The organism is Janthinobacterium lividum (assembly GCF_034424625.1).
Classification (GTDB): Bacteria; Pseudomonadota; Gammaproteobacteria; order Burkholderiales; family Burkholderiaceae_D; genus Janthinobacterium; species Janthinobacterium lividum.
In genome coordinates, this window is record NZ_CP139976.1 from 2,840,338 (window position 1) to 2,860,936 (window position 20,599).

At 61.7% G+C, this 20,599-nt stretch carries 18 protein-coding genes; 7 read left to right on the forward strand and 11 right to left on the reverse strand.

The window, feature by feature from the left end; genetic code table 11:
* Positions 1-9: 9 nt before the first annotated feature.
* From U0004_RS12975 to U0004_RS12995, 5 genes are all read right to left on the reverse strand, one after another.
* Positions 10-720: a WbqC family protein gene (locus U0004_RS12975; RefSeq protein ID WP_070253611.1), complete on the reverse strand. Its 711-nt coding sequence runs from the start codon at positions 718-720 to the stop codon at positions 10-12.
* Positions 717-1,865, reverse strand: a complete 1,149-nt coding sequence (gene vioA / locus U0004_RS12980; protein WP_070253609.1) for a dTDP-4-amino-4,6-dideoxy-D-glucose aminotransferase VioA — start codon at positions 1,863-1,865, stop codon at positions 717-719. The genes U0004_RS12975 and vioA overlap by 4 nt, the downstream gene beginning before the upstream one ends.
* Positions 1,862-5,074 carry a tetratricopeptide repeat protein gene (locus U0004_RS12985; RefSeq protein WP_081345403.1) on the reverse strand — a complete coding sequence of 1,071 codons (3,213 nt, stop codon included), beginning with the start codon at positions 5,072-5,074 and terminating at the stop codon, positions 1,862-1,864. Before U0004_RS12985 ends, vioA begins: the two co-directional genes overlap by 4 nt.
* A 172-nt stretch (positions 5,075-5,246) precedes the next feature.
* A complete protein-coding gene (locus U0004_RS12990) occupies positions 5,247-5,975 on the reverse strand; it encodes an LbetaH domain-containing protein (RefSeq protein WP_070253607.1) in 729 nt (242 codons plus the stop codon).
* 186 nt (positions 5,976-6,161) lie between these two features.
* Positions 6,162-7,838: an electron transfer flavoprotein-ubiquinone oxidoreductase gene (locus tag U0004_RS12995; RefSeq protein WP_174718100.1), complete on the reverse strand. Its 1,677-nt coding sequence runs from the start codon at positions 7,836-7,838 to the stop codon at positions 6,162-6,164.
* Between the two features lie 264 nt (positions 7,839-8,102).
* On the opposite strand from U0004_RS12995, the gene U0004_RS13000 reads away from it, so the two are divergent.
* Positions 8,103-8,879: an SDR family oxidoreductase gene (locus tag U0004_RS13000; protein WP_034752351.1), complete on the forward strand. Its 777-nt coding sequence runs from the start codon at positions 8,103-8,105 to the stop codon at positions 8,877-8,879.
* Positions 8,880-8,901: 22 nt separating this feature from the next.
* Here the strand turns inward: U0004_RS13000 and U0004_RS13005 are convergent, their stop codons facing one another.
* Complete coding sequence (locus U0004_RS13005; RefSeq protein ID WP_034784217.1) at positions 8,902-9,468, reverse strand: LuxR C-terminal-related transcriptional regulator; 567 nt, start codon at positions 9,466-9,468, stop codon at positions 8,902-8,904.
* 147 nt (positions 9,469-9,615) lie between these two features.
* On the opposite strand from U0004_RS13005, the gene U0004_RS13010 reads away from it, so the two are divergent.
* Together U0004_RS13010 and U0004_RS13015 are read left to right on the forward strand one after the other, a co-directional pair.
* Positions 9,616-10,317: a CoA transferase subunit A gene (locus tag U0004_RS13010; protein ID WP_034784215.1), complete on the forward strand. Its 702-nt coding sequence runs from the start codon at positions 9,616-9,618 to the stop codon at positions 10,315-10,317.
* 20 nt (positions 10,318-10,337) lie between these two features.
* The gene (locus U0004_RS13015) at positions 10,338-10,988 is read left to right on the forward strand and encodes a CoA transferase subunit B (RefSeq protein WP_070253603.1); all 651 of its coding nucleotides are present in this window, start codon (positions 10,338-10,340) and stop codon (positions 10,986-10,988) included.
* Between the two features lie 50 nt (positions 10,989-11,038).
* On the opposite strand, the gene U0004_RS13020 is transcribed toward U0004_RS13015, so the two are convergent.
* Both U0004_RS13020 and U0004_RS13025 read right to left on the reverse strand, forming a co-directional pair.
* Entirely contained in the window at positions 11,039-11,449 is a 411-nt protein-coding gene (locus U0004_RS13020) for a DoxX family protein (protein WP_070253676.1), read from the reverse strand.
* Positions 11,450-11,684: 235 nt separating this feature from the next.
* The gene (locus tag U0004_RS13025) at positions 11,685-13,022 is read right to left on the reverse strand and encodes a dicarboxylate/amino acid:cation symporter (protein ID WP_230521989.1); all 1,338 of its coding nucleotides are present in this window, start codon (positions 13,020-13,022) and stop codon (positions 11,685-11,687) included.
* A gap of 215 nt (positions 13,023-13,237) precedes the next feature.
* On the opposite strand from U0004_RS13025, the gene U0004_RS13030 reads away from it, so the two are divergent.
* From U0004_RS13030 to U0004_RS13040, 3 genes are read left to right on the forward strand one after another with little or no spacing between them, the layout of a single operon-like run.
* On the forward strand, positions 13,238-14,119 hold the full coding sequence (locus U0004_RS13030; RefSeq protein WP_034784211.1) for an alpha/beta fold hydrolase: 882 nt from the start codon (positions 13,238-13,240) through the stop codon (positions 14,117-14,119).
* A gap of 54 nt (positions 14,120-14,173) precedes the next feature.
* The gene (locus U0004_RS13035; protein WP_034784210.1) at positions 14,174-14,524 is read left to right on the forward strand and encodes a RidA family protein; all 351 of its coding nucleotides are present in this window, start codon (positions 14,174-14,176) and stop codon (positions 14,522-14,524) included.
* Between the two features lie 40 nt (positions 14,525-14,564).
* Positions 14,565-16,817, forward strand: coding sequence for a RelA/SpoT family protein (locus tag U0004_RS13040; protein ID WP_034784208.1), 2,253 nt, complete (start codon positions 14,565-14,567; stop codon positions 16,815-16,817).
* Between the two features lie 140 nt (positions 16,818-16,957).
* Here U0004_RS13040 and U0004_RS13045 read toward each other — a convergent pair whose 3' ends face one another.
* From U0004_RS13045 to U0004_RS13055, 3 genes are all read right to left on the reverse strand, one after another.
* Entirely contained in the window at positions 16,958-17,908 is a 951-nt protein-coding gene (locus U0004_RS13045; RefSeq protein ID WP_070257419.1) for a cation diffusion facilitator family transporter, read from the reverse strand.
* Between the two features lie 117 nt (positions 17,909-18,025).
* Entirely contained in the window at positions 18,026-18,901 is an 876-nt protein-coding gene (locus tag U0004_RS13050; protein ID WP_070257418.1) for a pirin family protein, read from the reverse strand.
* Between the two features lie 57 nt (positions 18,902-18,958).
* Positions 18,959-19,558, reverse strand: coding sequence for an FMN-dependent NADH-azoreductase (locus tag U0004_RS13055; RefSeq protein ID WP_070257417.1), 600 nt, complete (start codon positions 19,556-19,558; stop codon positions 18,959-18,961).
* Positions 19,559-19,683: 125 nt separating this feature from the next.
* Here U0004_RS13055 and U0004_RS13060 point away from each other — a divergent pair, with 125 nt between their 5' ends.
* Positions 19,684-20,589: a LysR family transcriptional regulator gene (locus tag U0004_RS13060; protein WP_034784204.1), complete on the forward strand. Its 906-nt coding sequence runs from the start codon at positions 19,684-19,686 to the stop codon at positions 20,587-20,589.
* The last annotated feature ends 10 nt before the right edge of the window (positions 20,590-20,599 follow it).

Consider the following 20,599-nt stretch of genomic DNA (forward strand, 5'->3'; position numbering starts at 1 on the left):
CTGCCGCTGTCAGGCAGGCGGATGAATGACATCATACTGATTCTGGATGGCAAGTTGCAATGTTTGCGGGGCATTGAACATCATGGCATCAACGATCGACAGCCACGGCACGAATTCGCCGCCGAACTGCGCATAGCTCGCCGGGCGCGGCTGGATGAATTCCAGGGCGATGCCGCGGGCCTGGAAGGCCTCCGCCTGGTACAGCTCCTGTCCGCCGGATGCATTGATGTAGCGCTGCGCGCCCACCGCCTGGCACAGGGCGAGCACCTTGTCCTGGCTCTTGAGTCCATGATCGATGGCAATGCCGGACGAGCGCACCAGGGGCGTGTCGATGCCCAGTTGGCGGCAGGTCGCTTGCAGGCTGTGCAGCAGGAAGTCGAACAGGTTGGCGGCAGGGTGGCGCACCACCGCTTCGAGCAGCGGAAAGATGTCCTGGAAGTGCGGCGCGCGCGCATACGCCGCCTTCAGCTGGTTCAGCAGCTTTTCCCCGTCAAACTGGGCCGAGACCTCGCGCTCGCCGATGTGCAGCTGGTCCGAGCCATTTTTCAGCGGCACGCTGAAGGTCGCGTCTTGCCCGTTGAGCAGCATGCGGTTGCGGTTGATCCAGCCTTTCTTCGTGTACTTGATGTTGTCGTACACGATGAACAGGTCGGCCGCCGCGATCAGCTGGTAATAGCCAATGTACGGCAGGAAATACGGCTGCATGATGGCCACTCTCATGCTGTTTTCAGCAGCGCCGCTGGCGCCCCGTGCATGGCGATGAGGTCGCTGATGGCGTCGATCTGCGCCGTTTCCAGGGTCGGGTACAGGGGCAGGCAAATCACCTGTTCCGCCGCTCTGCGGGCCACGGGCAGGTTGGCGGGCGCCGCCGATGGCATGCCGCGGTACATGGGGAAGTCACTGATGAGCGGGTAGAAATAGCGCCGCGCATAGATATTGTTTTCGCGCAGTATGGCAAACAGCGCGTCGCGGCTCAGCGGAAATTCCGGCCGCACGAGGATGGGGAAGTACGCGTGATTGGTGGTGGCGTCCAGCGCCGGCTGCAGGCAGTCGATGCCATGCACGGGCGCCAGGTTGCGCCGGTAGCGCGCATCGATTTCCTTGCGCTGCGCCAGTGCCGCATCGATATTTTTCAGCTGCAGCAGGCCGAAGGCGGCGTTGATTTCGCTCATCTTGCCGTTGATGCCAGGCGCTACCACCGTGACTTCGTCGACGAAGCCGAAGTTTTTCAGGTGGTCGATGCGCTGCTTGGTCTTGGCGTCCGGCGAGATGATGGCGCCGCCTTCGAAGGTGTTGAAGACCTTCGTGGCGTGAAAACTGAGGACGGACAGGTCGCCATGGTTGAGCACACTACTTCCCTGGTGGCGCACGCCGAACGCGTGTGCCGCGTCATAGATCACCTTGAGGTTGTAGTTGTCGGCGATCTTTTCAATGGCGGCGACGTCGCATGGCCGGCCGTAGCAGTGCACCGGCATGATGGCCGTGGTTTGCGGCGTGATGGCGGCCTCGATCTTGGCCGGGTCGAGGTTCAGGCTGTCCGGATCGATATCGACGAACACGGGTTTGATGCTGTTCCACAGCAGCGAGTGCGCGGTGGCGACAAACGAATACGGCGTGGTGATGACTTCACCGTTGATGCGCAGCGCCTGCAGCGCCGTCATCAGCGCCAGGGTGCCATTGGCGAACAGACTGATGTATTTCACGCCCAGGTAGTCGCACAATGCCTGTTCGAGTTGCTGGTGGAACGGGCCGCCATTCGTCAGGATCTTGTTTTTCCAGATGGTTTCCAGATAGGGCAGGAAGTCCTGCAAGTCAGGCAGCAGCGGCTGCGTGACATACACGGGATTCTTGTTTTGCGTGCTCATGCGAGTCCAATCGGCGGGTTGGGGGCGGCCACGGGGGCCTCGAACGAGACGGGCGGCAAGCCTTCGCACCAGCGCTGCCACATGATGCGCAGGCTGTTTTCCAGGCCTTCCGTAATCAGCTTGGGGTTGCCCATGGCCGATTGTTCCAGGCGGTGGCGCATGCTGTAGCGGTAGGCGCCCAGCAGCATCGGGTTGGCCGCCATGGCCTGCGCCTTGCGCACATAGTCGTCGTCATCCTTGGCGATGAATTCTTCCAGTCCCACCTGCAGCAGGATCGACGTGCCGGCGCGGCTGGGCATGGTGGCGCCAGCCGTCGTCAGGGTGGGCACGCCCATCCACAGCGCGTGGAAGGTCGTCGTGCCGCCACCGTACGGGAAAGTGTCGAGGCAGATATCGACGCGATGGTGCATTGCCATGAACTGCGTCATGCCCGTGCGGCCCTCGAAGGTCAGGCGTTCCGGCGCGATGCCTTCTTCCTCGAACCAGTCCATGAGCAGCGGATACGGCGTGGAAGTGGGCATGGCCGCGATCAGCATGCGGGCATCCGGAATGGCGCGCAGCAGCATGGACCAGCGCGCGATGACCTGGCGGTTGATCTTGCTGAGGCGGTTGAAGCTGCCGAAGGTGAGGTAGCCATTCGCCAGCGCGGGAGCAGGGTGGATACCGGGTGCATATTCCGATGGCAGGAACGGCGAGCAGGCCGGCAGCAGGACCAGCTTTTCCGTGAATTGACTGTCGAGTATGCCGTCCGGCGCGAAATAGGGATCGGTCAGGTAATAATCCATGGCGCGCAGGCCCGTCGTCAGCGGATAGCCGATCCAGCTGGCCTGGATGGGGGCCGGCTTGCTGGCAAAGACCAGCAGGCGGTTCTTGCCCGTGTGGCCCGACAGGTCGATCAGGATGTCGATGCCGTCGTCGCGGATCTGCTGCGCCAGTTCGAGGTCGGTCATCTGCTCGACCTGGCGCCAGTGGGGGATGACTTCGCGCAAGCGCTGCGTGACGTGGTCATCCTGCGCATTGTTATGGTAGGCATGCAGCGACAGTCCCGCTTCGGCGCGGATATTCTCCAGCACCGGGATGATGAAATGTGGCACGGGATGGTTGTGCAGGTCGCCCGAGACCAGGCCCACTTTCAGGGTGCGCAGCGGGTCGCGCGCATTGCCGTGCTCCTTGACACTTTTCGCCACATGCGTCTCGAACGTATCGCTAAAGCGCAGATGCTCGGCAAACAGGCTGGCCGCATCGAGCTTGGCGCTGTGCGACAGCAGGAACAGGTAGTTGCTGAACAGGGTCTCCCACAGCGGGCACACTTTCAGGCCGGCGCGGCAGGTTTCGATGGCTTCATCGATGCGGCCGAGATTGCTCAGGGTGGCGCTGATGTTGACATAGGCGTCGCGAAAGTCGGGATTCAGGGCCAGCGCCGCGCGGTAGCATTCCAGCGCCGCAGTTGGCGCATTGGTCAGCGCGTGGCAGTTGCCGAGCGCGAAGTGGGCGCGCTCGTACGTGGGGTCGAGCGCAACCGCCGCCTGGTAGTGTGTCTGCGCCTGCGCATAGTTTTTTTGCGCCTGGAACACGGAGCCCAGGTTGCACATGGCCGAGACGTTCTTCGGGTTGAGTTCCAGCGCGCGCAGATAGGCGGCATGGGCTTCGTCGTAGCGCTGCAGTGCCTGCAGCGCTACGCCGAGATTGTTGTGTATCTCGTCGTTGTCCGGTTCGCGCTCGGTCGCGCCGTGATAGGCTTCGACGGCCAAGGCATAGCGGCGGATGGTGTTGTAATAATCGCCCAGCTGGTTGTAGGCGAGGGCGCTGCCAGGCGCCAGGTCGATCGCGCGCTGGAAGTACAGCAGCGCATTGTCCTGCTCTTCGGCGGCGCCGTAGACGATGGCCAGCTGGCCGCAGGCCTGGGCATCGCCGGGTTGCAGAAGCTGCGCGCGCTGGCACAAGGCGATGGCCGACGCATAATTTTTTTCCTGGCATTGCAGCAATCCCAGGCTGCTCAGCGCCTGCACGAAGTTGCCATCGATGGCCAGTGCCTGTTCATAGGCGGCGATGGCATCGCTGACGTGGCCCTGCGATTGCAGCGCGCGGGCCAGGTTGTTGTACAGCATGGCTTCGTTCGGTGTTGCCTCGATGGCGCGCCGGTAGCTGGCCGCTGCGCCCGTGAAGTCGTCCGCTTCATGCAGCGCGCTGGCCAGGTTGGCATGCACGGCGGTGTTATGCGGCGCCAGCTGCAGCACGGCGCGGTAACTGAAAATGGCGGCTTGCCATTGTTTCAGGTCTTGCTGGGCGTTGCCGAGATTGAGGTAGACTTCCGCGTCGCCGGGCAGCAGAGCCAGCGCCGCCTTGTAGCTGGCGATGGCGTCGTCATTGCGCTGCATGGCCTTTAACGTATTGCCAAGATTGAAGTGGGCCTTGGCATAATCGGGGCGCAGCGCCAGCGCCTGCCGGTAAGCCTGCTCGGCCTGCTCCAGTTGGCCCAGCGACTGCAAGGTCACGGCCAGGTTGCCATAAGCTTCGACAAAGTCCGGATTCAGCTGCAGCGCGCGCGTATAACTGGCGACGGCCTCCTCGTGCATGCCGCGCGCCTGGCAGGCGGTGCCCAGGTTGCCATGCGCTTCGGCGTCGTGCGGCGCCAGCTCCACGGTGCGTTGCCATGCCTGCAGCGCATCCTTGCCCTGCTGTTGCAGCGCGGTGCCCAGCACGCTCCAGGCAAAGTCGGAGAGCGGGTAGCGCTGCGTCAGGTCGCGGCTGGCCGCTTCCAGCTCGGCATGGCGGCCGGCCTGGTACAGGTCGATGACGGCCTGGATTTCCTGTGCGCCCGGCGCGGCGGCAATCGCCGTTTCCACGCGCTTGCGCAGCGTTTGCGACTGTTCGTTGTCCAGCCCGCGGGTGATCGCTTCGTTGACGATTTCCAGCGCCTGCTCACGCTCGCCCGCTTTCAGCAAGCCGTCCGCGTAGGAGAGCCAGAACTGGCCTTCGTCCGGATTCACCGACAGCGCCTTGTGCAGGTATGGCAGGCCGGCCTTGAATTGGCCAACCTGTCCCGCCAGCAAGCCCATGTTGTGATTGGCGATGGCGTGATAAGGCTGGGCCTGCAAAATAGCCAGGTACAGCTCTTCTGCCTGCTCCAGCAGCCCCCCCTGGTGCGCCGCAAGCGCTGCTTGCAGGTCGTTGTCGAGAGGCATCTCAGTGGTGGCGCTATCGGTCATGGCAAGTGGGAAAAGTAAGGTCAGCTGGAATTGTAACTGTTGGGGAGGGGAATAGAAACTTTCCCATGGGAATTTTATTGCGTGGCGATGCGCCGCTGGCAGCGGCGTGCCCGCAAAGCCACAGCGCACCGGAAAATATTGTGCGAATGGCAGTGCCGCCCCGACGGCGGCTTCACACGGCGATGGCGCCGTGCTCCTGTTCCCATTGCTTGCGGCTGGTCTTCAGGATGTCGATGACCAGCAGCGCTTTTGCCTCATCCGTGGAAAGGTCTTCCATGAACATGGCATTGTTGGCGCGTATCCAGGCCAGCGGCATTTCCCACCAGGCCAGTTCCACCAGCCCGGCGCGCACCTTTTCGGAAAAGCGGTAGCGCAGCAGGCGCGCCGGCGAGCCCGCATATATTCCGTAGGGTTCGGAGCGGAAATTGGGTGGCAGCAGCGCCCGCGCGCCGATGACGCAGCCGTTTTCAATCACGCTGCCGCCCAACATCATGACTTCATCGCCGATCCAGACATCGTTCTTGATAACGGTGTCGTCGTACTGCGGTGGCTCGGCCGATTTCAGGCCGCCGCCCAGCACGCCGAGCATATAGGTCGATATCGTGCGCATTTCATGCTGGCCATTCAGCACGAAGCGCAGGCGCGCGCCGCCGGCGACAAAGCGCCCCACGCACAGGCTTTGCTTGCCGCTGTCGTATTTCACTTGCGAACCGACGCCGAAACCGGAGCAGCGGCCGATGAAGAAATGGCCAAAGCCCGGCTCCTGGTCGAGCCAGTCGCGGAAAAACTGCGGCGGCAAGGTGCTGCTGGCGCCATCGGCATAGCCGAGCACGGTGAAGTGGGCGGAGAGGGGATGATCTTGCAGGGTGCCTGTGTAATTGGCTTCTGTTGTGATTTGCACTACATTGCTCTTTGTGACGGTGAAGTTGCGGGAGGGTGATGCGATATGCGGCTGTCCGGCCAGGTCGGCCGCTGCCGTGGCGGGAATTGTAACTGGCGCGGGAAGCGATGGGAAAATTTCCAATAGGAAATTTATCGCGGCCGTATGAAAAACGCCCCGGCGAAGAAGCCGGGGCGTGCGGGAAACTTACATGTTCGGATAGTTCGGCCCGCCGCCGCCTTCCGGTGTCACCCACACGATGTTCTGCGTCGGGTCCTTGATGTCGCAGGTTTTACAGTGCACGCAGTTCTGCGCATTGATCTGCAGGCGTTCGGCACCGTCGTCGTTCTTCACGAACTCGTACACGCCGGCGGGACAGTAACGGGCTTCCGGACCCGCATACGTGGCCAGGTTGACGTCGACGGGCACGCTGGCGTTCTTCAGCGTCAGGTGGATCGGCTGGTCTTCCGCGTGGTTCGTGTTCGAGATGAACACGGACGACATCTTGTCGAAGGTCAGCTTGCCATCGGGTTTCGGATACACGATCTTTTTCGACTGGGCGGCCGGTTTCAGGCATTCGTGGTCGCCATGCGAGTGGTGCAGGGTCCATGGCGCCTTGCCGCGGAAGATCAGCTGGTCGATGCCCGTCATCAGGCTGCCCAGGTACAGGCCTTTCGACAGCCATGGCTTGACGTTGCGCGCCACGTGCAGTTCTTCATGCAGCCACGATTGTTCAAAGGCGACAGGGTAGCTCGTCAGTTCGTCGTGCTGGCGCTGTTCGCCCAGCGCGCCGAAGGCCGCGTCCGCCGCCAGCATGCCGCTCTTGATGGCCGCGTGGCTGCCCTTGATGCGGCTCATGTTCAGGAAGCCCGCATCGCAGCCGATCAGCGCGCCGCCGGCAAACACCAGTTTCGGCAGCGATTGCAGGCCGCCGGCCGCAATCGCCCGCGCGCCGTACGAAATGCGCTTGCCGCCTTCGAAGAACTTGCGGATTTCCGGATGCGTCTTGTAGCGCTGGAATTCCTCGTACGGCGACAGGTACGGGTTTTCGTAGTTCAAGCCCACCACGTAGCCGACCATGACCTGGTTGTTTTCCAGGTGGTACAGGAAGGAGCCGCCGTAGGTTTTCGTGTCCAGCGGCCAGCCGCTCGAGTGGATCACCAGGCCCGGCTTGTGCTGGGCCGGGTCGATTTCCCACAATTCCTTGATGCCGATGCCGTAGGATTGGGGATCCTTGCCGGCGTTCAAGTCATACTTGGCCATCAATTGCTTGCCCAGGTGGCCGCGCGCGCCTTCGGCGAACAGGGTGTACTTGGCGTGCAATTCCATGCCGAGCTGGAAGTCGGGGCCCGGCTCACCGTCGCGCTTGACGCCCATGTTGCCGGTCGCCACGCCTTTCACGGAGCCGTCGTCGTTGTAGAGGATTTCCGCGGCAGGGAAGCCGGGGAAGATTTCCACGCCCAGGTTTTCCGCCTGCTGGCCCATCCAGCGCACCACATTGCCCAGCGAGACAATGTAGTTGCCGTGGTTTTCAAAGCAGGCCGGCACGGCGAAGCCTGGCGTTTTATACGCTTTGGTTTCGGTCAGGAACAGGATGCGGTCTTCCGTCACTTCCGTGTTCAGGGGCGCGCCCAGTTCTTTCCAGTTTGGAATCAGTTCCGTCAGCGCTTTCGGGTCCATGATGGCGCCCGACAGGATATGCGCGCCCAGTTCGCCGCCTTTTTCCAGCACGCAGACGGACACTTCCTGGCTCTTTTCAGCGGCCAGCTGCTTCAGGCGGATCGCCGCGGCCAAGCCTGCGGGGCCACCGCCGACGATCACCACGTCATACTCCATGGTTTCGCGCGGTCCGTACTGTTCAACTAAGTTATTAGGCTGTGTCATGGTCTCGATTTATAGTCACTCAATTAGGTAGCAAGGATAGGGAATAAAGCATCATCGGGGAAATTTAAGCACGAGTGTGCTTGTTTTTGGCGAGGATTGCAACTTTGGCGCCATTTTGCGTGACATTGCCCCTCGCCGCAATCTAAATCCGGCCATTTTGTGTAATGATGGCGTTTACCTTTGCTCAAGTGCGATGCGGGGTATTTTGCCCCTGTGCCAGTGGCACGGCGTAAAGTGTTGTCTAAAATAAAACAGGAGTAGCTCGTGGGCATAGAAGTCAATTTCGAGGGCAAGATTGCCCTGATTACCGGCGCATCGAGCGGCCTCGGCGCGCGCTTTGCGAAAGTGCTGGCCCAGGCTGGCGCACAGGTCGTGCTGGCGTCGCGCCGCACCGAACGCCTGAAGGAATTGCGCGCCGAGATCGAAGCGGACGGCGGCGCCGCGCACGTGGTGTCGCTCGACGTGACCGATTTCGCCAGCATCAAGTCGGCCATCGCGCATGCGGAAACGGAAGCGGGCCCCATCGATATCCTCGTCAACAATTCCGGTGTCTCCACCACGCAACGCCTGGTCGACGTCACGCCCGAAGATTACTCGTTCGTGATGGACACCAACCTGCGCGGATCGTTCTTCGTGGCCCAGCAAACGGCCAAGCGCATGATCGCGCGCGCCAAGGGCGACCCGAAGAAACAGCACCGCATCATCAATATCGCCTCGATGGCAGGCTTGCAGGTGCTGCCGCAGATCGGCGTGTACTGCATGAGCAAGGCGGGCATGGTGCACATGACGCGCGCCATGGCGGTGGAGTGGGGCAAGTACGGCATCAACACGAACGCCATCTGCCCCGGCTATATTTCCACGGAAATCAATGAAGATTACTTTGCCACCGAGCAGGGCAAGAAATTGATCGAAATGCTGCCGAATAAACGTCCGGGCAAGCCGGAAGACCTCGACGGCCTGCTGCTGTTGCTGGCGGGCGAGGATTCGCATTTCATCAATGGCGCCATTATTTCTGCAGACGGTGGAATGAGTACCTTCTAAGGCACCGGCTTGCGCTGCAGCCCTAGCGCTGCAGTTGCAGTCCCACCAGCTTGTGCACCAGCTCCGACGAGGTGGAAGCGGCGAACTTGCGCATCAGCTTGGCACGGTGCATTTCCACCGTGCGGGGGCTGAGGTCGATCTGGCGGGCGATGACCTTGCTGGTCTTGCCTTCGACCAGCAGGGCGGCGATTTCGCGCTCGCGCGGGGTCAGTTCCGCCGTCACGGGACGTTTCTCGCTGACATCCTCGAACGTCCAGATGCCCGGCCCCAGCGGCTGTGCGGCCAGCATGGCGTGGCCCGTGACGTGGCACCAGAACAATTCACCATTACTGCGGCGCATGATGCGCTCGTCCGAATAGCGGCCCTTGGCGTTCATGATGGGGATGATGCGGTCACCCGTGCGCAGGAATTCATCGTGCGTGGGGTAGAGTACTTCGAACGACTGGTCGTCCAGCTGGGCGCGCGCATAGCCGAACATGGCTGCCAGCGCTTCGTTGCAGCTGCGCATGATGCGGTTTTCCGACATGCACATGCCCACGGGCGCGTGCAGGAAGATGCTTTCATAATCGATGGCTGACGCGGCGTTCATCTGATACGTATCACTCTCACAGGGGGATTGCCGGCACGGCGCCGGTAGTTCTACGGTATTGTACTTTCCACTCGCGTATTTTATGCTGAGTCGCTGCCTGAGTCATGGACTCAAGACCAAAGCTTAACAAAAGATAGAGGGACACCCATGAATAAAGTTTATCCTGACGCCGCCTCGGCGCTGGCCGGTATCGTCCAAGATGGCCAGACCATCGCCGTCGGCGGCTTCGGCCTGTGCGGCATTCCCGAAGCCCTGATCGGCGCCTTGCGCGACTCGGGCGTGACGGGCCTGACGGCCATTTCGAATAACGCCGGCGTGGACGGCTTCGGCCTGGGCCAGCTGCTGACCACGCGCCAGATCAAGAAAATGATCGCCTCCTATGTGGGCGAAAACAAGGAATTCGCGCGCCAGTACCTGGCCGGCGAGCTGGAACTGGAATTCACGCCGCAAGGCACCCTGGCCGAGAAACTGCGTGCCGGCGGCGCCGGCATTCCCGCCTTCTTCACCAAGACGGGCGTGGGCACCATCGTTGCCGACGGCAAGGAGCTGCGCGAATTCGATGGCGAGCAATACGTGATGGAACGCAGCCTGGTGGCCGATGTGTCGCTGGTGAAAGCCTACATGGCCGACCGCGCGGGCAATTTGGTCTATCGCAAGACGGCGCGCAATTTCAACCCGAACGTGGCCATGGCCGGCAAGATCACCATCGTCGAAGTGGAAAAACTGGTCGAAGTGGGCGAGATCGACCCGGACCAGGTCCACACGCCGAGCATCTTCGTGCACCGCATCGTGGTCAACGCGAATCCGGAAAAACGCATCGAGCAGCGCACCGTGCGCACTGAAGCATAAAAAAGAATACGGAGAACATCATGGCTTGGACTAGAGACGAAATGGCCGCGCGCGCGGCGAAAGAATTGCAGGATGGCTTTTATGTGAACCTGGGCATCGGCTTGCCGACCCTGGTGGCGAACTATGTGCCGGAGAATATCGAAGTGTTTCTGCAGTCGGAAAACGGCTTGCTGGGCATCGGCCCGTTCCCCACGGACGATGAGGTCGATGCCGACCTGATCAACGCAGGCAAGCAGACGGTGACGGCCTTGCCCGGCGCCGCCTACTTCAGCTCGGCCGATTCGTTTGGCATGATTCGCGGCGGCAAGATCAACCTGGCCATCCTGGGCGCCATGCAGGTGTCGGAAAAGGGCGACCTGGCGAACTGGATGATTCCAGGCAAGATGGTCAAGGGCATGGGCGGCGCGATGGACCTCGTCGCCGGCGTCAAGCGCGTCGTCGTGCTGATGGAGCACGTGGCCACGGCCAAGGATGGCACGACGTCGCACAAGTTGCTGAAACAGTGCGACTTGCCGTTGACGGGCGTGGGCGTGGTCGACGTCATCATCAGCGACCTGGGCGTCATCGACGTGACGGAAAACGGCCTGAAGCTGGTGGAACTGGCGCCTGGCGTGACCAAGGAGCAAGTGCAAGAGGCCACGGGCGCTGAGCTGGATGTTTCGGCCGTATAAATGGCTTGTTGTATGGAATAAAAGGGCGGACAGCGATGTCCGCCCTTTTTTTATGCGCCGGCCTTGCCGCGCAGCCCGTCCAGGCTGTAGGCGCCCCCGCCCGCTGCCGCGAAATACAGGAAGGTGAAGCAGTACATCACGGCCATTTCGCCGCCGTTCAGGATCGGCAGGAAACCGGCTGGCGCATGCGCCATGAAGTAGGCGGCCGCCATCTGGCCCGACAGGATGAAGGCGACGGGGCGCGTAAACAGGCCGACCAGCAGCAAGGTGCCGCCGACCAGCTCGATGACGCCGGCCGCCCCCATCACGGAAAACAGTTGCAGGCCGTCGAACATGGCCACATGCGGCGCGCCGAACAGTTTTGCCGTGCCGTGTTGCAGGAAGAGGAAACCGAGGATGATGCGCAGCACGCCCAGCAGGCGTGGACTCCAGGTGGCGTAGAAGGCGGGCGAGAGGGACATGACGTACTCCATTCAAAAGTGAGGATGGTTCGGTGTCAGGCTTGCATTAACGCAATGTCATTATGCGGGAGCTTGCGGGCGAACAGTATTGTAACTGTAATTGTTTTTGATTCATTGATCATCCAGTGAAATATTGATGCATGATTTACTGTGGGTTGATGATGCGATAAGATGCGCGCGCCATGAAAAAAGCCCCGCAGATCGCTCTACGGGGCTTTTCAATGAAGAGTACGGCTTACTTGACGATATTCACGGCCGGGGCGACATACGCGTCGTCGGTCGGGTGGGTGGGGTGGGCCAGCTCGCTGTGCAGCTTGTCCATGTCGAGTTCTTTTTCCCATTTCGACACGACGATGGTGGCCACGCCGTTGCCCACAAAATTCGTCAGCGCGCGGCATTCGCTCATGAAGCGGTCGATGCCCAGGATCAGCGCCATGCCGGCCACGGGGATGGTCGGCACCACGGCCAGGGTGGCGGCCAGGGTGATGAAGCCGGCGCCCGTGATGCCGGACGCGCCTTTCGAGGTCAGCATCGCCACGCCCAGGATGGTGAGCTCTTGCCAGATCGTCAGTTCCGTGTTGGTGGCTTGTGCCACGAACAGGGCCGCCATGGTCATGTAGATGTTGGTGCCGTCCAGGTTGAACGAGTAGCCGGTAGGCACGACCAGGCCGACCACCGGTTTCGAGCAGCCAAGGCGCTCGAGTTTTTTCATCAGGGCCGGCAGGGCCGATTCCGACGAGCTGGTACCGAGCACGATCAGCAGTTCTTCCTTGATGTACAGCAAGAAGCGGCCGATGGAGAAGCCCGTGTACTTGGCGATCAGGCCCAGCACGACGAAGACGAACAGGAAGCAGGTCAGGTAGAACGAACCCATCAGTTTAGCCAGCGGGATCAGCGAAGCCAGGCCGTATTTGCCGATGGTAAATGCCATCGCGCCGAACGCGCCGACAGGGGCGACTTTCATGATGATGTTGACCATGCCGAAGATGGCGTGCGACAGCTCGTCGATCAGCTTGGTGACGGGACGGCCGCGCTCGCCCAGCAGGGACAGCGAGAAACCGAACAGGATGGCGATCAACAGCACTTGCAGGATGTCGCCCTTGGCGAACGCATCGACGAAAGTCTTCGGGATGATGTTCATCAGGAAATCGATGGTCGTCATGCCTTCGGCGTGCGTGTATTGCGCGATCGACTTGGCGTCCAGGTGGGCCGGATCGGCGTTGAAGCCGGCGCCCGGTTTCAGGATGTTGGCAACCAGCAAACCGATGGCCAGCGCGAAGGTGGAGACCACTTCGAAGTAGATCAGGGCCTTGCCGCCCACGCGGCCGATCTTCTTGACGTCCTGCATGCCGGCGATGCCGGAGACGACGGTGCAGAAGATCACTGGGGCGATGATCATCTTGATCAGTTTGATAAAGCCGTCGCCCAGCGGTTTCATGTCGACAGCGTTGGAAGGGTAGAACACGCCCAGCAGCACGCCGGCCACGATGGCGAACAGCACCTGCACGTACAGGATTTTATAGAATGGTTTTTTCACGAGTGGTCTCCTCTTGCGGGTTGATGCTGCGATCATCCACTCATTGCCAGGCCGCCTCAATTGTGGATAACCGCAGATATGCATTTTCGCTATATCGGGTATTGCGCCATGACTGGCGTGCTGCGGCGCAGCATTTCAGGCGTGCGCTTGGAGCATTGCCCGCGCTGCGCTACACTGCCGTAGCGTCGCGCGCGGGACACCCCATGGCAGGCAGGAAGCGGTGCTCTTTTTATATCGAATAAGGAATTGGCATGATCGAAGCGAGCATCAAATCCGTCCAGTGCATCTCCCCCGCAGGCTTGCACACCATGTCGTACAAGGAGTGGGGCGCGGCGGACAACCCGAACGTGCTCGTCTGCGCCCATGGCGTGACGCGCGTGGCGGACGACTTCGACAACCTGGCGCGCGCCATGGCCAGCGATTACCGCGTGATCTGCCCCGATGTGGTGGGACGCGGGCGCTCGGGCTGGCTGGCCAATCCCCAGTTCTACCGCGTGCCGCAATATGTGAGCGACATGGTGACCCTGCTGGCGCGCGTGCTGGCCAATGGCGAGCGCCAGACGGTGGACTGGTTCGGCACGTCGATGGGCGGCTTGATCGGTCTGGGCCTGGCATCGTTGCCGAACAGCCCGATCAGCAAGCTGGTGCTGAACGATATCGGCCCGACCCTGGCGCCGGAAGCCTTGCAGCGCATCGGCGACTACATCGGCCAGGACTTGCGTTTCGAGACATTTGAACAGGGCGCCAAGTTTGTGCGCGACGTGTCCGCCAGCTTCGGCCCGCACACGGACGCGGAATGGCATAAACTGGCGGTGGATGTGTTGCGCCAGGATAAGGATGGCCACTGGCGCCGCCACTATGATATGGGACTGGCCATGCCGTTCCGCTCGGCCACGCCGGAATCGGCGGCCAGCGACGAAGCCATGCTGTGGGCCGCGTATGATGCCGTGCGTTGCCCCACCTTGCTGGTGCGCGGGTCGGAATCCGATTTGCTGTCGCACGAAACGGCGCAAAGCATGCTGGGCCGCGGCCCGAAGGCGGAGCTGGTGGAAATCGCCGGCGTAGGCCATGCGCCCACTTTTGTCCACGATGACCAGATCGCCATCGCCCGCAAGTTTTTGCTGGGCAAATAAGAAGGTAACAAGCAATAACGCTGTACAGATTTTGAAACAACCGAAAGAAGAAGCATGGAAATTACACGACTGCACGTAGGCAAACGCCTCTCCGAAGTAGCCATACACAACAACACCATCTACCTGGCGGGCCAGATCGCGGAAGACACCACGCAAGGCATCGTCGGCCAGACGCGCGAAGTGCTCGGCCACGTCGACCGTTTGCTGATGGAAGCGGGCAGCGACAAGACTTGCATCCTGTCGTGCCAGATCTACATCGCCGACATGAAGGATTTCCCCGGCATGAATGAAGTGTGGGACGACTGGGTGGCTTCCGGCCACACGCCGCCGCGCGCCACGGTGGAAGCGAAGCTGGCCAATCCGGCATGCCTGGTTGAAATCGTCATCATCGCTGCAGAGCGTTAAGTCATCAAGTTGTTGAGTTATTAAGTTTAAAAGGTAATACATGGTTTCCATCTCGGCCCCGAATAGCGTCACCTCGGAACAACTGGTAGAGGGCTTGAGTGCGCCGGACAGTGCGCGCGTGCTGGACGCGCTCGCGTATGCCACCGAGGCGTATGGCGACAAGCTGACCTTTGCCGGCCGCTCCGCGCTGGACTTCGCCGTCGGCGTGGCCACCACCCTGGCTTTCCTGCGCAGCGATGCGGAAACGCGTATCGCCGGCCTGATGTTCGAGCTGACCCTGTTGGAACCGGACACGGCGGCCGACATCGAGCCGCGCTTCGGCAAGCAGGTGTGCGACCTGGCAACAGGCGTGCGCCAGCTGATCCGCTTGCGCGCGCTGACCCAGGCGCAGCACGGCAGCGCTGGCGGGCGCGGCAAGAATGCGGCGCAGCAAGCCGTGGCCCAGGTGGAAACCCTGCGCAAGATGTTGCTGGCGATGGCTTCCGACATGCGCGTCGTGCTGGTGCGCCTGGCTTCCTGCGTGACGACCTTGCGCTATTTCGCCGAGTTGAAATTGTTCAATGAAATGACGCGCGAGTACGGCAAGGAAACCCTGGACCTGTACGCGCCGCTGGCCAACCGCCTCGGTATCTGGCAGCTGAAGTGGGAACTGGAAGATTTGTCGTTCCGCTTCATCGAGCCGGAAGCGTACAAACGCATCGCCAAGATGCTGGAAGAAAAGCGCATGATGCGCGAGGGCTTTGTGTCCTCGGCGATTCTGCGCCTGCAGACGGAACTGGCTTCAGCCGGTATCCAGGCGGAAGTGTTTGGCCGCCCGAAACACATTTACAGCATCTGGAACAAGATGCGCGGCAAGGAACTCGATTTCACGGCCCTGTACGATGTGCGCGCCTTCCGCGTCATCGTTGCCGACGTGAAGACTTGCTACACGGTGCTGGGCGTGGTCCACAATATCTGGACCCCCATCCCGAAAGAATTCGACGATTACATTTCGCGGCCGAAACCGAACGGTTACCAGTCGCTGCACACGGTGGTGACGGCCGAGGATGGCCGTCCGCTGGAAGTGCAAATCCGCACGAATGAAATGCACAGCTTTGCCGAATACGGCGTGGCGGCGCACTGGCGCTACAAGGAAGAGGGCGGTTCGAACTTTGCCGGCCAGAAATACGACGAAAAGATCGCCTGGCTGCGCCAGCTGCTGGCCTGGAAAACCGAGGTCGCCGACGCCGTCGTGGGCCAGGAAGAAATCCAGCGCGAATGGGTGGAAAAGCTGAAATCCGCCACCTTGGACGACCGCATCTTCGTCATGACGCCGCAGGCGCGGGTGCTGGAATTGCCCGTGGGCGCCACGCCCGTCGATTTTGCGTATCACCTGCACACGGACGTGGGCCACCGCTGCCGCGGCGCCAAGGTTGACGGCATCATGGTGCCCCTGAATACCCAGCTGAAAAACGGCCAGACCTGCGAAATCATCACGGCCAAGGGCGCGCCGGGCACGGCCGGGCCGTCGCGCGACTGGCTCAGCGCCGGCTACGCCGTCAGCACGCGCACGCGCTCGAAGATCCGTGCCTGGTTCCACGCCATCGACATGCAGGAAACCCTGGCCCATGGCCGCGCACTGGTGGAGAGATCCTTGCAGCGCGAAGGCAAGACGGCCGTCAACCTCGAAGCCCTGGCGCAAAAGCTGGGCTTTGCCAAGGTTGACGAACTGTTCCTGTCGGTCGGCAAGGATGAATTCAGCCTGCGCCACGTGGAGCAGGCGCTGCACGACAACGGCGAAGTGGTGGTGCCGGAAGACGCCGTGCTGGTCGGCAAGAGCCGCGCTTCCAGCGTGGAGCAGGGCGCCAAGTCCGGCGTGCTGGTGGTGGGGACGGAAGGCTTGATGACAGTGCTGGCCAAGTGCTGCAAGCCGGCGCCGCCGGACAGCATCGTCGGTTTTGTGACGCGTGGCAAGGGCGTCTCGATCCACCGCGCCACGTGCAAGAACTTCGAGGAAATGCGCGCCAAGTCGCCCGAGCGCGTGATCTTCACGGAATGGGGCAGCACGGGCGGGCACGACACCGTGTATCCGGTCGACATCTTCATCCTGGCAGGCGACCGTCAGGGCTTGCTGCGCGACATCTCCGAAATCTTCTCGCGCGAAAAGATCAACGTGATCGGCGTCAATACCCAAAGCGCCAAGGGCCAGGCCCGCATGACCTTTACGGCCGAGATCAGCTCGACGGCGCAGTTGTTGAAGGCGCTGAATGTGATCAAGGATGTGAGTGGGGTGCTGGAAGCGCGGCGTAGTTGACGCCTGACCAAACCTACTGCGCGTCGGTATAGATGGCCTGCGATGCTCACCGTGCTCTAGTACGGTTGCGCTTCTCGACCACCTCTACCTTCCGCTCGCTACGGTTTTGTCAGGCGTTGTGACGGTTGTTGAATTCCGTGCTAGTGGGTCTTGTCACCCTGATGCAAGCCCGCCATCGCCGCCGTCTCCGGCTGCAAGGTGATATGGTCGATGCCATGCTTACTTAGTAACATCTTCTTGATCGCCCGCAAGACCTTCGGCCAATGGTCGAGGTGTTCGATTTCCACGTGGCCGATCAAGGCCGGCTGGCCCGGCGACATATCCCACACATGCAGGTCGTGCACGGCGATCACGCCATCCACCTGCTCCACGTCAGCGCCCACTTGGATGTAGTCGATATGCACGGGCACGCCTTCCATCAGGAAATGGTAGGACTCGCGCAGCACGCCGAATGTCGACTTTAAAATCAGCAGTGACACCAGCACGGACAGCAGCGGGTCGATCTGCATCCAGCCAGTAAAGTAAATCACGGCGCCGGCGACGATGGCGGCGACGGAACCGAGCAAATCGCCCATCACGTGCACGAGGGCGGCGCGCGTGTTCACGCTTTGCTTGTCTTTCGATAATACCCACGCCACGACTATATTGATCGCCAGGCCGATGAAGGCGACGATGAAGACCATGCCGCCCTTTACGGGTTGCGGGGAGGAAAAGCGCAGCGCCGCTTCGTAGCAGATCCAGCCCACCACGCACAGCATGGCCAGGCCGTTGACGAAGGCGGCCAGCGCTTCAGCGCGGCCAAAGCCGAACGAGTGGCGGGGCGAAGGAGGGCGGCGCGCGATCAGTTGCGCCAGCAGTGCCAGGCCCAGCGCGGCCGCGTCCGTGACCATGTGGCCCGCGTCGGAAATCAGGGCCAGCGAATTGGACAGGAAGCCGGCCGCCACTTCGATCCCGGCAAATGACAGGGTCAGGCCCAGCGCCCAGGCGAGGATGCTCTGGCTGCGCCCCTCGAACGAGTGGGTGTGCTTGGCGTCGCCTTTCAGGTGGGCGTGCAAATGGGTGGCGTCGTGTTCGGTGTGCGTCGGTTGCATGGAATGCTTTGTGGAATGATGTTGCCGCCAGTGTAATTGAAAAGCAACAAAGTAGTCGGCACGTAAAAAAACCTGCAGGCCCGGAGGCACTGCAGGTTTTTGATGAGGCAGACAACTTTACTGCACGGCCGTCTCGCCAAACTTGCCCTCACGGAAATCCTGTACGGCCTGGAACACTTCCGCCTGGGTATTCATGACGAACGGGCCATATTGCGCGATGGGTTCGTTCAAGGGCTGGCCGGCGACGAGGATTACGCGGCCGCCTTGCGGCGCCTCGATGCGCACGCCGTCGCTGCCGGGCGTATTGGCGAAGATCGCCATGCGCAGTGCGGGCACGGCCTTGCCATCGACTTGCACTTCGCCACGGAAGGTGTAGATGAAAGCGTTATGGCCTGGCGGCAATGGCTGCTCGAAGTTGGCGCCGGCCGGCAAGTCGATATCGAGGTACAGCGGTTCCGTCAGCTCGCGCTGCACGGCGCCCGTCACGCCATGGCTTGCGCCGGCGATCACTTGCACGGCCACGCCCGCGTCCGTCGTGTAGCGGGGGATTTCACTGCTGGTGAAATCGCGGTACCACGGCGTGCGCATCTTGTCGCGCGCGGGCAGGTTCAGCCACAGCTGAAAACCTTCCATCACGCCTTCTTCCTGTTCCGGCATTTCCGAGTGGATCACGCCGCTGCCGGCCGTCATCCATTGCACGCCGCCAGAGGTCAGCAAGCCTTCGTGGCCGGCGCTGTCCTTGTGGCGCATGCGTCCCGTGATCATGTACGACACGGTCTCGAAGCCGCGGTGCGGATGCTCGGGGAAGCCGGCGATATAGTCGTTTGGCTTGTCGCTGGCAAAGTTGTCGAGCATCAGGAAAGGGTCGAGGCGGCGTTGCAGCTGCTGCGTCAGCACGCGGTTGATCTTCACGCCGGCGCCGTCCATGACGGCCTGGCCGGCAATCACGCGCTCGACGGCGCGTGGCTTGTTGACGGTGGTGGTATCGCTCATTGTTCTCTCCTCTAGGCCAGGGCGGCGCCAGTGCGCCGCCCCTTTCACTGCTGGGGATTACACCAGGATGGCGTTGATTTCGGCGTCCGCTTGTGCTTGCGCCTTGGCCACGGCTTCCGGGCCCATGCCCATGCCTTCCGAATACACGTATTGCACGTCGGTCAGGCCCAGGAAGCCGAACATGGTGTTCAGGTAAGGCACCTGGCTATCGTTGGCGCTGTCGCGGTGCAAGCCGCCGCGGGACAGGCCCACGTAGACTTTCTTGCCGGTCAGCAGGCCCACGGGGCCGTTTTCCGTGTATTTGAAGGTGACGTTGGCGCGGGCAATCGCGTCGAACCAGCTTTTCAGTTGCACGGTGATGCCGAAGTTGTACATGGGCGCGCCGATGACGATCACGTCAGCCGCTTGCACTTGCGCAATCAGCGCGTCGTCCAGGGCGATGCGGGCCGCTTGCTCCGGCGTGCGCTTGTCTGCCGGGGTGAACAACGCTTGCAGGGTCGGCTCGTCGAGCACGGGGTGCGGTGCGGCAGCCAGGTCGCGGCGGGCCAGGGTAGCACCGGGGTTGGCCGCTTGTACGCGGGTAACGATGGCGTCAGCCAGGCGGGTCGAGGCGGAACCGGTGCTGCGGGCGCTGGAATTGATTTGCAGGATGTTCATCTTGTTTTCTCCGTTGTGAGGTGTCTTGCGATGGATGAACTATAGCAATTCCAAAATTGATGTGGAAGCCGTTAAAATGGATAACATTAATCCACTAGTGGAACAATCGAGTTAAAGGTAAGTATATGGATATCGATCCCGGAGATTTGCTGCTGTTTGCGCGCGTCGTCGAATGCGGCAGTTTCTCGCGCGCCGCCGTGCGCGTGGACTTGCCCAAGTCGACACTGTCGCGCCGCATCTCGCTGCTGGAAGCGAAATTGGGCGAACGCCTATTGCTGCGCACCACGCGCAAGCTGGCGCTGACGGAGTTTGGCGCCAGCTTGCTCGAGCATGCGCGCAAGGTGGTGGAAGAGACGGAGGCGGCCGGCGCGCTGGCACAGCACCGCCAGGCAGGACCCAGCGGCTTGCTGCGCATTTCCATGCCGGCCGACTTTGGCGACACCCTGATGCGCCAGGTGCTGGCCGAGTTCGTGCGCCGCTATCCGGCCATTTCGCTGGAACTGGACTTGTCGGCGCGCCGCGTGGATTTGCTGGAAGAGAACTTCGACCTGGCCATCCGCATGGGCAACTTGCCAGACGACGCCAGCCTGGCGGCGCGCCGCGTGGCGTTCAGTACGCTCGCCCTGTATGCCTCGCCGCAATACACGAGCGTGCACGGCTTGCCCGAGCATCCCGACGATCTGTATGGCCACGATTTGCTCAGCTTGCCACGGGCCGTGCATGGCCTCGTGCACTGGACTTTGATCCGCGGCAAGACGACGTGGGAGCGCGATTTGCCCGTGCGCCTGCTGGCCAATTCGCCGGAATTGCTGGTGCGCATGGCGTGCACGGGCGTGGGCATCGCGGCCAGCACGGACCGCTTTGCCAAGGCGTATGTGGCGACGGGGGAACTGGTGCGGGTATTGCCGGAGTGGAGTTTTCCGCTGGTCACGGGCTGGGCCGTGTTTCCCGGCCGGCGTTTGATGCCGGCCAAGACGCGCGCGTTTCTGGACTTGATGGAGGAAATGTACCAAACCGACGCGCCCGTGTAGGCGCGCGTCT

Excerpts from the sequence above, each read along its gene's own strand:
- U0004_RS12975 (WP_070253611.1), bottom strand. The coding sequence starts at position 720 with ATGAGAGTGGCCATCATGCAGCCGTATTTCCTGCCGTACATTGGCTAT.
- vioA (WP_070253609.1), bottom strand. The coding sequence starts at position 1,865 with ATGAGCACGCAAAACAAGAATCCCGTGTATGTCACGCAGCCGCTGCTG.
- U0004_RS12985 (WP_081345403.1), bottom strand. The coding sequence starts at position 5,074 with ATGACCGATAGCGCCACCACTGAGATGCCTCTCGACAACGACCTGCAA.
- U0004_RS12995 (WP_174718100.1), bottom strand. The coding sequence starts at position 7,838 with ATGACACAGCCTAATAACTTAGTTGAACAGTACGGACCGCGCGAAACC.
- U0004_RS13005 (WP_034784217.1), bottom strand. The coding sequence starts at position 9,468 with ATGAACGCCGCGTCAGCCATCGATTATGAAAGCATCTTCCTGCACGCG.
- U0004_RS13010 (WP_034784215.1), top strand. The coding sequence starts at position 9,616 with ATGAATAAAGTTTATCCTGACGCCGCCTCGGCGCTGGCCGGTATCGTC.
- U0004_RS13015 (WP_070253603.1), top strand. The coding sequence starts at position 10,338 with ATGGCTTGGACTAGAGACGAAATGGCCGCGCGCGCGGCGAAAGAATTG.
- U0004_RS13020 (WP_070253676.1), bottom strand. The coding sequence starts at position 11,449 with ATGTCCCTCTCGCCCGCCTTCTACGCCACCTGGAGTCCACGCCTGCTG.
- U0004_RS13025 (WP_230521989.1), bottom strand. The coding sequence starts at position 13,022 with ATGATCGCAGCATCAACCCGCAAGAGGAGACCACTCGTGAAAAAACCA.
- U0004_RS13030 (WP_034784211.1), top strand. The coding sequence starts at position 13,238 with ATGATCGAAGCGAGCATCAAATCCGTCCAGTGCATCTCCCCCGCAGGC.
- U0004_RS13035 (WP_034784210.1), top strand. The coding sequence starts at position 14,174 with ATGGAAATTACACGACTGCACGTAGGCAAACGCCTCTCCGAAGTAGCC.
- U0004_RS13040 (WP_034784208.1), top strand. The coding sequence starts at position 14,565 with ATGGTTTCCATCTCGGCCCCGAATAGCGTCACCTCGGAACAACTGGTA.
- U0004_RS13045 (WP_070257419.1), bottom strand. The coding sequence starts at position 17,908 with ATGCAACCGACGCACACCGAACACGACGCCACCCATTTGCACGCCCAC.
- U0004_RS13050 (WP_070257418.1), bottom strand. The coding sequence starts at position 18,901 with ATGAGCGATACCACCACCGTCAACAAGCCACGCGCCGTCGAGCGCGTG.
- U0004_RS13055 (WP_070257417.1), bottom strand. The coding sequence starts at position 19,558 with ATGAACATCCTGCAAATCAATTCCAGCGCCCGCAGCACCGGTTCCGCC.
- U0004_RS13060 (WP_034784204.1), top strand. The coding sequence starts at position 19,684 with ATGGATATCGATCCCGGAGATTTGCTGCTGTTTGCGCGCGTCGTCGAA.